This is a genomic window from Parabacteroides sp. PF5-9, assembly GCF_029893105.1.
Lineage (GTDB): Bacteria > Bacteroidota > Bacteroidia > Bacteroidales > Tannerellaceae > JARXWG01.
Genome location: NZ_JARXWG010000001.1, coordinates 1 through 14515, shown reverse-complemented (window position 1 = coordinate 14515; position 14515 = coordinate 1). Strand labels below are relative to the sequence as shown.

Here is a 14515-nt window from a genome sequence, read left to right as displayed (position 1 = left end):
CATGAAATATATTGTTTTGTTTTTGAGTTGTTATGTCCTCTCTGTTACGGTGCAGGCGCAACAGGTTTTTAATTTGGAACAATGTCGTGAAATGGCCTTGGCACATAATAAACAGGTCGCGATATCCGGGAGACAGACGGAGAAATCCGCATTGGAAGTCAAAGCATACCGAGCCAATTTCTTACCTAAGTTTTCTGCTTCGGGAATGTATTATCTCGCCTCCTCGAAATCCGATTTTTCTATTCCCGGAGGGTATCTACCAACTTTTGTACCGGATGAATCAGGGAATCTTATTCCGAATCTTATTCCCGGAACAGAAGCCAATCCGATCTTCAACCAATATGCATTTATGCCTGATACGCCGATAGAGTTTAGTCTGAATAAAACAGCGATGGCCGGAGTGCAACTGGAGCAGCCTCTTTTTGCCGGAGGGAAGATCATGGCGGCTTACCGTATGTCGCAGATTGGCCGGGAAATGTCGCAAACGAACCAGGAACTGACCCGGACGGAGATCATTCTGGAGACAGACCGGGCGTACTGGACCTATATTCAGGTGCGCGAATTACATACAACGGCAGAGGCGTATAAAGAGGTTGTCGGTGAATTGTTACGAAATGTGGAGAATGCCTATCATGTCGGGCTAAAACAACGGAATGATCTGTTGAAGGTACAGGTCAAACTCAATGAGGCCGACCTGCAGTTGCGCCGTGCGGAAAATGCGATCCGGCTTGCCCGGATGAATCTGTGTCAGATCATCGGTTTTCCATTGGATACCGAATTAGAACTTTCCGGTTCTTTTCCGGAGAACAGCCGATCGGCTTTAGATGAACTACCGGGAGCGGATATCGTTAATCGTCCCGAATACCTTCTTCTTTCCCAACAGATCGATCTGAAAAAACAGGAAACACGTCTTACGCGTGGTGACTATCTGCCAACTGTCGGGTTGAGGGTCGGATACAATTATCTGGATGGATTGCGGTTGAATGATGAAAAGATGGTTTCTAAAGGTGGATTTTCTGCATTGGTTTCTGTCAGCGTTCCACTATTTGAATGGGGGAAGGGGAGGAATAAAGTCCGGTCGGCTCGTCTGGAGGAAAAGATGGCTGAACTTCAGCGGCTCGATGTTGAAGAAAAAATGACACTGCAAGTCGCTCAGGCACAGCATGCACTTGATGAAGCGGAATTTGAAACCGAACTGACCTCCCGTTCCATTCAGCAGGCAGAAGAACATATGCGGTTAAGTAAAAATCAATATGACAAAGGGATGGAAACCCTTGCTGATTACCTGGAAGCACAGGCGTTATGGCAAAAGGCCAATGCTGATCATGTAAATGCACAAGCTAAACTGGAAGTCAGTAAAACGGAATACCTGAAAGCGGTGGGTCAATTATAAAAATAAGTAGTTGAAGTAGTCAAGTAGCTACGAATAATACGATTCTTCTACTTGACTACTTTGCATTATTGGATGCCTCGTTCACGAAGCCGTTTTTGCCAGTTCCAAGCTGATAATAGGGTGCTGCCGACAGACTCTTTCGCTGTCCATCCCAAAACCTCATTGGCGTGTTTAGGATCGGCCCAGACCTGCTCTATATCGCCTTCACGGCGTTCGACGATCTTATAGGGTACTTTTACTCCGGTCTCTTTTTCAAAGGTTGAGAGAAGCTCTAAAACGGATACACCGATACCTGTTCCCAGATTGAAGATTTCCAGACGTTCCTCCGACTTATTTGTCAACAGACGGTCGATAGCTGTTACATGTGCTTTTGCCAGATCGACCACATGGATGTAGTCGCGGATGCATGAGCCGTCGGGGGTATTGTAATCATCACCGAAAACACTTAACTCCTGGCGTATGCCCATGGCTGTCTGTGTGATAAAAGGAACCAGATTTTGCGGAACGCCGTTTGGCAGTTCACCTATTTCGGCAGAAGGGTGTGCCCCTATCGGATTGAAATAGCGTAGGATGATACTTTTGAAAGGCAGTCCGGCATAAATGGTATCACGGATAATTTCTTCATTGATCTGTTTGCTGTTTCCATACGGAGAAAGTGCCGGTTTAATGGGGGCATCTTCTGTTACCGGAAGGATATCGGGTTGTCCATACACCGTACAGGAGGAGGAGAAAACAATCCCTTCAACTCCCGCCTCAGGCATCAGATCAAGCAGGTTAAGTAAGGTCACGATATTATTCCGATAGTATAAAAGCGGTTTGTAAACGGATTCCCCTACTGCTTTACTTGCGGCAAAATGGATGATCCCTTTTATATCTGCGTGTGAGGAAAACACCTGTTGAAGACCCACCTTATCATTCAGATCCATTTGGATGAAGATAGGGCGTTTGTTGGTAATTTTTTCAATACCGTCTAATACCTCTATCGTCGAATTCGACAGATTATCGATAATGATTACTTCGTACCCTGCATTTTGCAGTTCAACGACGGTATGCGAACCGATATAACCTGTGCCACCGGTGACTAATATTTTCGTTTTCATTTGGTTTCTTGTTTTTGTTAGAGACTTATTGTCCTACTCCCGAGAATCCCATAAAAGCCATAGCCAGCAATCCGGCCGTGATTAAGGCGATAGGTATTCCTTTCAGTCCTTTGGGGATATGAGTCATTTCCAGTTGTTCGCGTATACCGGCGAATATGATTAAGGCCAGTGCAAATCCAATTGCGGTAGAGATAGCATATACAACAGACTGTAGTAAATTAAAATCTTTCTGGATAACCAATATGGCAACACCCAAGATTGCGCAATTGGTGGTGATCAATGGCAAAAAGACTCCTAACGCCTGATAGAGTGCGGGAGATACCTTTTTCAGTACGATTTCGACCATCTGTACCAGTGAAGCAATGATCAGGATAAAACTGATTGTCTGCATAAAGCCTAATCCGAAAGGATTCAACAGGTAATGCTGGATCAGAAAGGTTACAATCGTAGCAATGGTCAATACAAAGGTTACCGCAGCACCCATTCCTGCAGCTGTTTCTACTTTCTTGGATACGCCAAGAAAAGGACAGATTCCCAAGAACTGGGACAGTACGATATTATTTACAAAGACTGCTGTAATAAAAATGATAAAATATTCCATCCTTGTGTCAATTATGCATTCCTTAATTTATTTACGATCGCGATCAGATAACCCAATGCTATAAAGGCACCGGGAGCCAATACAAAAATCAATGATCCGTACTCTTCGGGCATCAGGGATAGGCCGAAGAATTTCCCTGTTCCGAACAGTTCGCGTGTAGCGCCTAATAGGGTTAAAGCCAGGGTGAATCCCAATCCGATACCTATTCCGTCGAACATGGAGGGGATTACATTATTCTTTGCCGCAAAAGCTTCCGCACGTCCTAAAACGATACAGTTTACGACAATCAGCGGGATAAACAGCCCCAGACTGGCATACAAGGAAGGAAGATAGGCCTCCATCGACATTTGTACAACCGTTACGAAGGTGGCTATTACCACAATATAAGCCGGTATACGTACCTGGTCGGGGATTAAGTTTTTCAATAATGAGATCACGAAGTTTGAGCATATTAAAACAAACATAGTGGCCAGCCCCATGCTCATACCGTTAATTGCGGAAGAGGTGGTTCCTAAGGTAGGACACATTCCCAGTAGTAACACAAAGACCGGATTCTCTTTCAGGATACCGTTTACAAGTATTTTCCAGTTATTCATTTTCTGCTCCTCCTTCTTCTGTTTTTGTTGAGTCAGCCTGATTTGCTTCAGGTGTGGCTTCTGTTACGGAATCAACCTCCTCAGCATTTGTCGTAGCTCCGGTTGAACCGTCCGTTCCTTTATATGCGCTATAAGCACTGTTTACAGCCTGTAAAAAAGCACGGCTGGTAATTGTTGAGGCAGTGATTGCGTCAACGTCACCTCCGTCTTTTGAAACGGAGAGATTCCCATTGGCCAGCGAACGCCCTATAATATTCTGATTGTTTTTATCTGTGCGAAACCATTCCTGCATTTTTGATCCTAATCCTGGAGTTTCGGCATGCTGGAGAACGGAGTAGTTAACAATGGCTCCTGCCTGATCAAATCCGACGATGATCCGGATCTCTCCACTGAAACCATTCATGGTATAACTCTCCACGGCTACTCCAACCGGTTGCCCCTCTTTGGTTGCCGGATAGATGAGGAGTGAATCTCCCTCGGAGGTGACTGCTTTATACGCCTCTTCCAAGGGGTTGTTATCATACGAAGGGGTCACTTCCCGGATGGCATTTTCCAAAGCGGCCGCTTTAGATAAAGCGATCGGTTCGGTGGTCAATTTATTTACTCCTGCTAAGATCGCTCCTGCCGACAAACAGATAATCGTCAGCGAAAGAAGCATATTTGGCAATGTCGATTTTAATTTTCCCATACTTATTTCCCTCCGAAATGTTTAGGTTTGACATAATTATTGATCAGTGGAGTAAAGGCATTCATAATCAGAATCGCGAACGACATCCCTTCCGGATAGGATCCCCAAAGACGGATCACTGTCGTCAGAATACCGATACCCACTCCATAGATCAACATCCCTTTTTTACTTAAAGGGGAAGTGACATAATCGGTCGCCATAAAAATCGCTCCCAATAATAATCCACCGGAGAGTAGATGGATCAAAGGATTCACATATTTATCCGGATTAACACCATGCATAATGCCGGTAAAAACCAACACGGTCAATAGAATGGAAACCGGAATATGCCAGGTAATGATTTTACGTACAAGTAAGAAGATCAATCCTAAGATTAAGGCAATAGCACCGACCTCCCCAAGGCTTCCTCCCATATTCCCTAATAACATATCGGTATAGGTCGGTAATCCGGAACTGGTGTATTGCATGGCAGAAAGGATGGTAGCTCCTGTCTCTGCGTCTGCGTAATTCATCGGCAAATGACCGGGCAACGGCCAGGTCGTCATCTGTGCCGGGAAAGAGATCAACAGGAATACACGTCCGACCAGTGCCGGATTAAAGATATTGTTTCCTAATCCGCCGAAAGACATTTTCCCGATCCCGATAGCGGCCAGTGCGCCGATAATGATAATCCATACCGGAAGATTTGACGGTAAATTAAATGCCAATAAGAGACCGGTCAGTAGCGCCGATCCATCAGATAAGGTAGGTGTTTGTTTCATCAGGAACTTCTGAATCAGGTATTCAAAAAGCATACAGGAAACAACCGATACGACGGTCACAATAAGCGCTCCCAGTCCGAAATAGTACAGTGAGACCAATAATGCCGGAATAAGGGCAATCAATACACCGTACATGTTTTTGTCTATACTGTCACCACTATGGATATGCGGCGAAGGAGATACGTATAAGTTACTCATATGAAATGTTAATTGTAAATTATAAATTATAAGTGATAACACCCACTGGGAATTGTTCTCTTAATTTATAATTCATAATTTATAATTTATAATTAGTTATTGTTTTCTTGCTCTGATGATACCTAAGACCTTTCCTTTTCCCAGACGGATATAATCCAGCAATGGACGGTCGGCCGGACAGGTATAACTGCAGGAGCCACATTCGACGCAATCGGTGATATAGTTCTTTTCGGCAACGTCCCAATTCGTAAATTCCGTGGCTGTCATCAGTTGAGTCGGATTTAATCCCATAGGACATACCTGTACGCATTTGGCACAACGGATACAATTTTTCATCGGCTTGCGAACCGATTCTTTTTTCGTCAACAGCAAAATACCCGAACTCCCTTTCGTAACAGGCACTTCAACCGTCGTCAACGCTTTTCCCATCATTGGTCCACCCCCAATAATTTTGCCGGTATCTTCCGGAATGCCTCCGGCACTCTCTATCAGTTCGCCAATAGGCGTTCCTATTCTGACCAGCAGATTAGAGGGTTCGGACAACGCTTTTCCGGTGACCGTCACAATCCGTTCGATCATCGGTTTATTTTTCTGTACGGCTTCGTAGACAGCAAAAGCTGTTCCTACATTCTGAACCACTGCTCCGACAGAGATAGGCAGTGCGCCGCTTTTTACCTGACGTCTTATGACGGCATCGATCAATTGCTTTTCGCTCCCCTGCGGGTATTGAACTTTCAATGGCATGATCTCAATACCTTTATAATCGGAAGCCAGTTTTTTCAGGTGGGTAATCGCATCGGTTTTGTTGTTCTCAATACCGATCACTGCTTTTTCAACCTCAATGGCTTTCATCAATAATGAAACGCCGATAAGGATCTCTTCCCCTTTTTCCAGCATCAACGAATGATCGGAGGTGAGATAAGGCTCACATTCTACCGCATTGATGATCAGAATTTCCGCTTTATTCCCCGGAGGAGGCATCAGTTTGACCTGAGTAGGGAAAGTCGCTCCCCCCATACCGACAATACCTGCTTCGGCTATTTTATCAATAATCTCTTTTGAAGTGAGTGAGCACGTTTTGCATAGGGTTGCATCCCTGTCAATCGTCTCTTCCCATTCATCCCCTTCGACATCGATAAAGATCGCCGGACGTCTATATCCACTGGCATCCAATGTCTGATCTATTTTATTGACTTTCCCGGAAACAGATGAATGAATATTGGCAGATACAAAACCGGACGCTTTCCCGATCAATGTGCCTACCTTTACTTCATCCCCTTTTTTGACAACGGCTTGTGCGGGTGCACCAATATGTTGTCCCAATGGAATGATCACCTGCTTTGAAAGGGGTTGAATCTTTATTTTTTTGCCGGCGGAAAGTTTGTTGTCGGCCGGATGTATACCTCCGATTCTGAATGTCTTTAGCATACGCACCTTATTTGTGTTGAATTATTTTTTCTGTTGTTCCGTCTGTTCCCGGTGTTTGTTCCGACGAAGGGGTTTTCCCCTCTTCCGGGTTACTCTGAACAGCTTCTTTCTCTTTGCGGGGAGGGAAATTCACTTCCCATATAGCGCCGGTTGGACAAACCGGTACACATTTGCGGCATACACGACATTTGTCATAATCGATATAAGCCAGATTATTTTCCAGGGTAATCGCTTCAAACGGACACTCCTTCACACATTTTCCACAGCCGATACACGCATTTGCACAGGCCTTACGTGCCAATGCTCCTTTGTCTTTATTGATACAGCTGACAAAAACACGACGCGACTTAGGTCCTTTTTTCCTCAGTTCAATGATACTTTTCGGACACGCTTTCACACAGGCGCCACAAGAGGTACATTTATCTTCAATCACTTCCGGCAAGCCTGTCTCAGGATTGATATGTATCGCATCAAAATCGCAGACTGTCACACAATCTCCGAAACCCAAGCAGCCATAAGTACACCCTGTTTCTCCCCCATACAGGGCGGAAGCGATGGCACATGTTTGTGCACCGTCGTACTGATTGGTTTTAGGCCGGGCAGCGCAGGTTCCGTTACAACGAACAACCGCTACCATGGGATCTGCTGTTCCAGCTTCTTTACCCAGGATAGCGGCGACTTTTGACATCACTTCTGTTCCTCCGACGGGGCAATAGAGATGATCCAGTGAATCGGCTTTGACACATGCTGAGGCAAAACCTGCACAGCCGGGGAATCCACAACCTCCACAATTCGCAGCTGGGAGCGCATCTTGTACCTGTGCTATTCGCGGATCCTCATACACTTCAAACTTTTTTGAAGCCGCATAAAGCAACAAGGCGCCGACTGCACCAATTGACCCTAATGAAATGACCGCTATTAATATCATGATATGTTTTCTGTTTTCTTTAAGGTAAATACAAATCTTCTTTTTAGTCTATCGCGTAACAAGTATAAAACAGTATAATAAGGTATCAGTAAGCCTAAAGCGACCAATGCGCTTATCGGTTCTTCCCACTGAGAGATACCTACTATAATCGCTAAAAGTACTAAAAGCAACGGAAAAACAAACGCCAGTAATACCGCTTGAAGGCCCAGGCTGCTTTCTCCGCAAATAATAACTTCTTCATCAACACGGTAAGTCCCAGAAGAATCGACTACCTCTATAATCTTCTCTTTACTTTCCGAGGCAACACACATCGAACGGGCATGACATCCTGAACAAGCAGATTGCTGTACGATACGTACAAAAACAACATTCTTTTCAATGCGTTCAATGAGGCCATTATGACAGATATGTTCGCTCATGGTTGTAATGTCGACATTGCAAAATCAGGGCAAAAGTAAATATTATTTGATTATGTTATGATGATTAACAAAGATTATATTTTTCTGATTGAAAGCACGTAATGAACAGGTGTTATAAAAAGATTGGATAAAAAAAAGAACTGTTTCGCCAAGGCTAAATCCGCTAACAACTTTTAACTGTAATGGGTCATAAACTTACCATTTGTAATCCGGTTTTTTTACATCGGTTCCCGATAAACCATCAAAAACGAAACAGATGTCGGCAATCTCTTTCTCTTTAAAAAAAGGTCGCATTACATAATGTCAATTTTAGCAATTTGTCATTTGAACCCCTTCGACATTCGTTTCTATCGCGTCCCATACAACTCTGCTCGGAAAAACGGGAAGGATTTAGGGGTTTAATTTTATAAGCGAGGTTGATTTTTAATCTATAACGGCCTCTTTTTTCGATCTGAAAAAAGAGGTATTCTGGAGAGAAAAAACGGTTTTATGACTGTTTTTTTAGCCGTTTTCGACCTTTCAAAAAAATGATGCTGATGACTTGTTCGAACTATTTAGATGCTTCTTCAAGATGATCTGCATGATTTTAAAAATCTTCTCAATGAATTGGAGGGGAGATGCAGAACAAATCGGTACAAACAGACTGTTTTTTGCCCGAAAGGTATAAAATCGGGCGCTATTTCAGTCGAATTGGGTAAAGTACGCGTTAGTAAGAAATGCGATTTTGTTGATTTATGTTACAAATAACTGATTTTTAAGAATAAAATGATACAAGTAATGCGGTGTAAGCGGGTATGATATGGATTCGTTTTATGTTCATCTGGTGAGTGATAAAATAACTGGGTTCAGAACGAGCCAAAACAGATTAATAATGCGACCTCTGTTGTTTAAATGATTGATTCGATAAACATCGAACCGCACCCTCACCATTTGTAATTAAACCCAAAGCTCAATAACTCATTGATTTGGAAGTACCCGAAGTCGCTATCCTTTTTGTCGGAAGAGTCATCATACCGGGCGTAGAGATAAATGCGGGTCGAAAAGAAACGGCTGATGGCCATGACGAGGGTATTTTCAAATTCGGCCTCTACTTTTTCATAGGAGGTGTTGTACAATAGGCGGGATTGCCAACTTACATTTTTATTGAAAGAGACTGTAAAGTCGGCTTTTACCGTAGAACCGAAAGTGCTTAGTGTGTTTTCAAACAGGCCTGTATCCGGATCTTTTTTGAACCCGTGGCGACCCAGATCCAATACTTCTCCGTCTTTTATCCGGCTGTATTTGTAGGTGAAAGAGATCGGTGCGACGTTGACATTTAATGCAAGCTTCCGGTCTTTCCGGGCAAACTGCTTATTCAATCCGTACTTCATACCCAGACCGAGGTTGAGTTGTAATGGCGCAAGAAAAGCGGCTTGCTTTTGCTCTGAATTTTCGGTATAGCTGTTGAACATGGCCGACCTGAATTCGGAGTCGAACGTATAAAACCAATTATTGTACGCCTTATAACCGAAAGTGCTCTGAAGACGTAACAGGTCATCCCCCCCGATCTTATAACTGCGCAGGGTATCTTTAGGGGCATTATTTACACTTGTGTTTATCTCTATCCGGTTGGTTAATTGAACTTTATCTTTCTGATAATTATACGTCAGGCTGTTTTTGGTAAACAGGTTCATATTGCTGGTTCCCCCTTTGTGCCAGTTTTTAGAAATATAGTTTTGTGAAAACTGAATCGCACTCTCAAAGCCGGATTGCCAGTACTGGCGTTCGGGGATAAACTTAACAGGTGCTTTGACATCATCAAAATTGGCCTCTTTTTCAACAATAATAGGTGCGGTTTCGGCAATCTCCTTTTTTATTTCAATGGGGCGAATGACCTCATCGGGCATATCCTTTTGGGTATAGGCGTAATATTCCGGATTATTCATCCGGATGTTTCGGGACGCTTCTGTCCGGATTTTCTTTTTTATCTCTTCGGCAATAAATGGATATTCAGCGGTCTCAAACGGACGTTTTATCCCTTTGTTTTTCAAATAATCTTTATCATAGAAGGTCAGATCATCCGGGATGGTCTCTCCCCTGAATACCAACGGCATAAATAACGGGTTAACAATGATTGTATCCCTGAATGTCATATGTTCGTCAAACTGGGTGGATGCATCTCTCTCCAGATTGATCCAATAACGGGCTTCTTCGGAAAGCTGTAGTTTCTCTTTATTCAAGAAACGTAATATGCCCTGTGGCGTAGAAGAGGGCTTGGAATATGTTTTGTTTTGTTGTTCGAATTGGGAACGGAGATCGACGATCTTGTCTAAATCTTTTTTATTGAAAGGGGTGCGAATGACCCCATCCGTTCTGTTTGCCGAAACAGTTCTCCGGGAGGTCAGTACAGTCGGGATAGTCGATTCCTGAGCGTTTACTACAATACATCCAATGAATAGTATAAAAAAAGATATACTACACCTTTTCATCCTCATGCTTCAACTTAAATTAGATTAGTTCCGATGGTTGCAAAATTATTCAAAAAGAATCAAACAGCCAATCTTTTAACGGTGAAGTTCGTCTATTCGTATATTATCAAGGGGGGATTCTTTTACAAAAGAGATGGATTCGTATAAAATGACAATCATTGGATAACAGCGGAATCATTCTAATTTATATCTTTATGGCTCGAATGAAAAACACTTAATACTTAAATTCTAACAATCATGGAAAAACAGCACATGTCACGCCGCCATTTTCTGGCCGCATCAGGAGCAATTGCAGGAACAAGTTTGATAAATCCGTTGGACGGACTGAAGGCAGCACCTGTCATACATCAGCCCAATCCACTTAAGAAGAAACGCGTTGCGTTAATCGGTACCGGATCAAGAGGTGTCGGTATGTGGGGACGCGATCTGGTGAAGGGGTATCCCGATTATCTGGAGTTTGTTGGGTTGTGTGATCATAACGCCGGACGGTTGGCCACAGGCAAGCGGTTGATGGGAGTGGATTGCCCGACATATACCGATTTCGAACAGATGATGCGGGAGGCTAAACCTGATATGTTGATTGTCTGTACTGTCGATGCGACCCATCATTCCTTTATTGTTCGTGCGATGGAGTTGGGCGTTGAGGTGATTACCGAGAAACCGATGAGTGTCGATGAAACAAAGATACAAGCCATCCTGGATGCCGAAAAACGGACAGGGAAAAATTGCCGGGTGACTTTCAATTACCGCTATTCTCCTCATCGTGTCAAGATGTGGGAATTGTTACGCGAAGGGGCTATCGGTGAATTAACGTCTGTTGATTTCCATTGGTATCTTGATACATCGCATGGTGCCGATTATTTCAGGCGCTGGCACCGGTTGGTCGAACAGAGTGGCTCGCTTTGGGTGCATAAGGCGACCCACCATTTTGATTTATTGAACTGGTGGATCGAAAGTGATCCGGAGAGTGTGTATGCCTTAGGTGCATTGGATTGGTATGGGAAGAATGGAAGCTTCCGTTCCACCAATTGCCGGAGTTGCCCACATACTCAAAAGTGTGATTTCTATTTTGATATCATGAAGAATGATTATTATAAGCAACTCTATGTCGATAACGAACAATATGACGGATATCACCGTGACGGATGTGTCTTCCGGGAGGATGTCAATATTTATGATAAGATGGCGGCAACTATTAAGTATATGAACGGTGTTCAGGTCTCTTATTCTTTGACCGCCTATTCTCCTTATGAAGGTTATCGCATTGCCTTTAACGGCACAAAAGGGCGTATCGATGCCTGGATTGAGGAGTCGAGGCCGCAGAATGATGTCAATTACGACCAGATAGTGTTGTTCCGTAATTTCTCCAGACGTGAATATATCCAGATCCCTTTCAGTTCTTCGGGTCACGGTGGAGGTGACAAGCTTTTGCAAGACCAAATTTTTATACCGGGAACAGCCGATCCGTATAAACAGTGTGCCGGAGTAAGAGACGGTGCTTTATCCTGTCTTGTGGGAATAGCTGCACGGAAAAGTATTGCTTCCGGACAACCGGTAAAAATAGGAAGCCTGACTACTATCGATCCACAGGTTGAAAAACAGTATACCCGTATCGTATAAGTTCTATTTTTAATCAGATTATTCGTTTATGAAACCAAAAAATATTCTTTTATTGCTTATCGTGTTATGCGGAAGTTTAACGACTGCCTATGCACAATCGGTTAAATCCTATGACACTTTTTCACCAAATGGATTAATTAAACTGACAGTACATGTAGGGGATGAGATCTCTTGGGAAGTAACTCACGGGGAGACCCGTGTGATACTTCCTTCTGCACTTTCAATGACCCTCTCTACCGGTGAAATTCTGGGAGAGGCTCCCCGCGTTTCCAAGATTCTTCGGGCCACAGTTGATACCTCTTTTGATACCCCTTTCTATAAAAAAAGCCGGGTAATCGATCAGTATCACCAACTGATCGTTCAGACACGTGATAATTATACGGTTGAGTTCAGGGTATATGATGAGGGAGTCGCTTATCGGTTCCGGACTACCCGCAAAGGAGAGTTAACTATTCAGGAAGAGCAAATACAGTTTAATTTTGCGGCCGACCATAAAGCATACGTCCCGTATATTAATGATATGCGTGGCGGTGAACGGTATACTTATTCGTTCGAATCATACTATGATGAGATCCGGCTGTCGGAGATGACTACCGATTCGTTGGCGATTGTTCCGCTGTTAGTCGATTTGGGTAACGGAAAGAAAGCAGCTGTGATGGAGGGTGATGTTGAAGATTATCCGGGAATGTTTCTGTTGGTCGATCGTTCCGTTTCACATGGATTGAAAGGGGCCTTTGCTCCTTATCCGCTTGAAGGAAAGATCGGTGGGCATAACAATTTGAATATTGTCCCGACTAAACGGGCCGATTATATCGCAAAGACGACCGGTCGTCGGAGTTATCCCTGGCGTGCTGTTGTGATCAGCAGTAAAGATACCGAACTGGCCGATAACGATATGATGCAGAAACTGGCAGCACCGTCGCGTATCAAAGATATGTCGTGGATCAAACCGGGTAAAGTGGCTTGGGACTGGTGGAATACGACCAACCTGAGCCATGTCGATTTCAAATCGGGCATGAATACACCGACTTACAAATACTTTATCGACTTTGCAGCGGCCAATAAACTGGAATATATCATTATCGACGAAGGATGGAGCCGTGGTTCATTGATGGTCTTGAATCCGGAGATCGATCTCGAAGCAATCATCGCACATGGCAAGCAGAAAGGGGTCGATGTCATCCTTTGGGCAAGCTGGCGATTGATGGCCGCCGAGAAAGACACTGTTTTCCCGCATTATGCAGCTATGGGGATAAAAGGTTTTAAAGTTGATTTCCTTGATCGCGACGATCAGGAGATGATTCGTTCGATGTATGAGATTGCCCGGGATGCAGCGGCACATAAACTGTTGCTCGACCTGCATGGGATGAAAGCAACAGGCATACAACGTACCTATCCGAACGTGGTCAATTTTGAAGGGGTTAAAGGGTTGGAGAACTTTAAATGGGCGCCTATCATTAATGGACAAATCAGAGATGATATGCCTCGTTATGATGTGACAATTCCTTTCATCCGTATGTTGGCCGGTCCGTTAGACTATACACCGGGAGCCATGAAGAATGCGACGCGTAAGACGTATCGTTCCATCAATGATCATCCGATGAGCCAGGGGACACGTGTGCACCAGATGGCCATGTATACCATTTATGAAGCGCCGTTGCAGATGCTGGCCGATAGTCCGACAGCTTATATGCGTGAGCAGGAATGTACCGATTTTATAGCTCAAGTGCCGACTGTATTTGATGAAACAGTTGTTCTTTCAGGCGAAGTCGGCGAATATATCCTGATGGCTCGCCGAAAAGGGGACGTGTGGTATGTTGGTGGAATGACCAACTGGACCGACCGGGAGTTGAATATCGACTTTTCCTTCCTCGGAAGCGGTTCTTTTGAAGCCGAAATATTTGCTGACGGCATCAATGCAGATGTCGAAGCAACCGATTATAAACGTGAAGTGATCCGGTTGTCTGCACAGGATAAGCGGATCATTAAAATGGCCCCTGCCGGCGGATGGAGTGCACGGATATCTCCGGTGGGTAGATAGTATTACTTATATTTCTACTTGATACATCTCTGCCAGATACCCCGTAAGGGGTAAAATATGCATAACCCCGGGTGAAACCCGGGGTAGATAACTACGACTCTTTTTTAGAACCCCGAAGTGGGTTCAACCCTTTTCAGGGTTGATGTGAGTGAATTTGATTGTCTACCCCGGGTTTCACCCAGTCATGTTCGGAAGACTTTCTGCCAGCCAGTGTATGCCTGATTTGTTTACTGCTTTTTGCCTGATCTGTAAAAAGTGTTCTTTTTTACGGATC

The 14515-nt window shown here is 44.1% G+C and carries 12 protein-coding genes; 3 read left to right on the top strand and 9 right to left on the bottom strand.

Features of this window, described 5'->3' with window-relative positions; all coding sequences use genetic code 11:
• Position 1: 1 nt before the first annotated feature.
• Complete coding sequence (locus M2135_RS00060) at positions 2-1393, top strand: TolC family protein (protein ID WP_280746519.1); 1392 nt, start codon at positions 2-4, stop codon at positions 1391-1393.
• A gap of 65 nt (positions 1394-1458) precedes the next feature.
• Here M2135_RS00060 and galE read toward each other — a convergent pair whose 3' ends face one another.
• The 9 genes from galE to M2135_RS00015 form a co-directional block, all read right to left on the bottom strand.
• The gene (gene galE / locus M2135_RS00055) at positions 1459-2493 is read right to left on the bottom strand and encodes a UDP-glucose 4-epimerase GalE (RefSeq protein ID WP_280746518.1); all 1035 of its coding nucleotides are present in this window, start codon (positions 2491-2493) and stop codon (positions 1459-1461) included.
• 25 nt (positions 2494-2518) lie between these two features.
• Positions 2519-3094 carry an electron transport complex subunit RsxA gene (gene rsxA / locus M2135_RS00050; RefSeq protein ID WP_280746517.1) on the bottom strand — a complete coding sequence of 192 codons (576 nt, stop codon included), beginning with the start codon at positions 3092-3094 and terminating at the stop codon, positions 2519-2521.
• Between the two features lie 11 nt (positions 3095-3105).
• On the bottom strand, positions 3106-3690 hold the full coding sequence (locus tag M2135_RS00045) for an electron transport complex subunit E (protein WP_280746516.1): 585 nt from the start codon (positions 3688-3690) through the stop codon (positions 3106-3108).
• Entirely contained in the window at positions 3683-4378 is a 696-nt protein-coding gene (locus M2135_RS00040) for an RnfABCDGE type electron transport complex subunit G (protein WP_280746515.1), read from the bottom strand. Before M2135_RS00040 ends, M2135_RS00045 begins: the two co-directional genes overlap by 8 nt.
• Before the next feature lie 2 nt (positions 4379-4380).
• Positions 4381-5337: an RnfABCDGE type electron transport complex subunit D gene (locus M2135_RS00035; protein ID WP_280746514.1), complete on the bottom strand. Its 957-nt coding sequence runs from the start codon at positions 5335-5337 to the stop codon at positions 4381-4383.
• 96 nt (positions 5338-5433) lie between these two features.
• Positions 5434-6765, bottom strand: coding sequence for an electron transport complex subunit RsxC (gene rsxC, locus M2135_RS00030; RefSeq protein ID WP_280746513.1), 1332 nt, complete (start codon positions 6763-6765; stop codon positions 5434-5436).
• Positions 6766-6772: 7 nt separating this feature from the next.
• Entirely contained in the window at positions 6773-7693 is a 921-nt protein-coding gene (locus M2135_RS00025; RefSeq protein ID WP_280746512.1) for a Fe-S cluster domain-containing protein, read from the bottom strand.
• Positions 7690-8112, bottom strand: a complete 423-nt coding sequence (locus M2135_RS00020) for a SoxR reducing system RseC family protein (protein WP_280746511.1) — start codon at positions 8110-8112, stop codon at positions 7690-7692. The genes M2135_RS00025 and M2135_RS00020 overlap by 4 nt, the downstream gene beginning before the upstream one ends.
• A gap of 923 nt (positions 8113-9035) precedes the next feature.
• Positions 9036-10586 (bottom strand): DUF3078 domain-containing protein, encoded by a 1551-nt coding sequence (locus tag M2135_RS00015; RefSeq protein WP_280746510.1) that lies wholly within the window; start codon positions 10584-10586, stop codon positions 9036-9038.
• A gap of 231 nt (positions 10587-10817) precedes the next feature.
• Between M2135_RS00015 and M2135_RS00010 the strand changes: the two genes are divergently transcribed.
• Together M2135_RS00010 and M2135_RS00005 are read left to right on the top strand one after the other, a co-directional pair.
• Positions 10818-12200 (top strand): Gfo/Idh/MocA family oxidoreductase, encoded by a 1383-nt coding sequence (locus tag M2135_RS00010; RefSeq protein WP_280746509.1) that lies wholly within the window; start codon positions 10818-10820, stop codon positions 12198-12200.
• Between the two features lie 28 nt (positions 12201-12228).
• A complete protein-coding gene (locus tag M2135_RS00005; RefSeq protein WP_280746508.1) occupies positions 12229-14241 on the top strand; it encodes a glycoside hydrolase family 97 protein in 2013 nt (670 codons plus the stop codon).
• The last annotated feature ends 274 nt before the right edge of the window (positions 14242-14515 follow it).

What these genes read in the sequence shown, in the direction of transcription:
- M2135_RS00060 (WP_280746519.1), top strand. Translation starts at nt 2, where the DNA reads ATGAAATATATTGTTTTGTTTTTGAGTTGTTATGTCCTCTCTGTTACG.
- galE (WP_280746518.1), bottom strand. Translation starts at nt 2,493, where the DNA reads ATGAAAACGAAAATATTAGTCACCGGTGGCACAGGTTATATCGGTTCG.
- rsxA (WP_280746517.1), bottom strand. Translation starts at nt 3,094, where the DNA reads ATGGAATATTTTATCATTTTTATTACAGCAGTCTTTGTAAATAATATC.
- M2135_RS00045 (WP_280746516.1), bottom strand. Translation starts at nt 3,690, where the DNA reads ATGAATAACTGGAAAATACTTGTAAACGGTATCCTGAAAGAGAATCCG.
- M2135_RS00040 (WP_280746515.1), bottom strand. Translation starts at nt 4,378, where the DNA reads ATGGGAAAATTAAAATCGACATTGCCAAATATGCTTCTTTCGCTGACG.
- M2135_RS00035 (WP_280746514.1), bottom strand. Translation starts at nt 5,337, where the DNA reads ATGAGTAACTTATACGTATCTCCTTCGCCGCATATCCATAGTGGTGAC.
- rsxC (WP_280746513.1), bottom strand. Translation starts at nt 6,765, where the DNA reads ATGCTAAAGACATTCAGAATCGGAGGTATACATCCGGCCGACAACAAA.
- M2135_RS00025 (WP_280746512.1), bottom strand. Translation starts at nt 7,693, where the DNA reads ATGATATTAATAGCGGTCATTTCATTAGGGTCAATTGGTGCAGTCGGC.
- M2135_RS00020 (WP_280746511.1), bottom strand. Translation starts at nt 8,112, where the DNA reads ATGAGCGAACATATCTGTCATAATGGCCTCATTGAACGCATTGAAAAG.
- M2135_RS00015 (WP_280746510.1), bottom strand. Translation starts at nt 10,586, where the DNA reads ATGAGGATGAAAAGGTGTAGTATATCTTTTTTTATACTATTCATTGGA.
- M2135_RS00010 (WP_280746509.1), top strand. Translation starts at nt 10,818, where the DNA reads ATGGAAAAACAGCACATGTCACGCCGCCATTTTCTGGCCGCATCAGGA.
- M2135_RS00005 (WP_280746508.1), top strand. Translation starts at nt 12,229, where the DNA reads ATGAAACCAAAAAATATTCTTTTATTGCTTATCGTGTTATGCGGAAGT.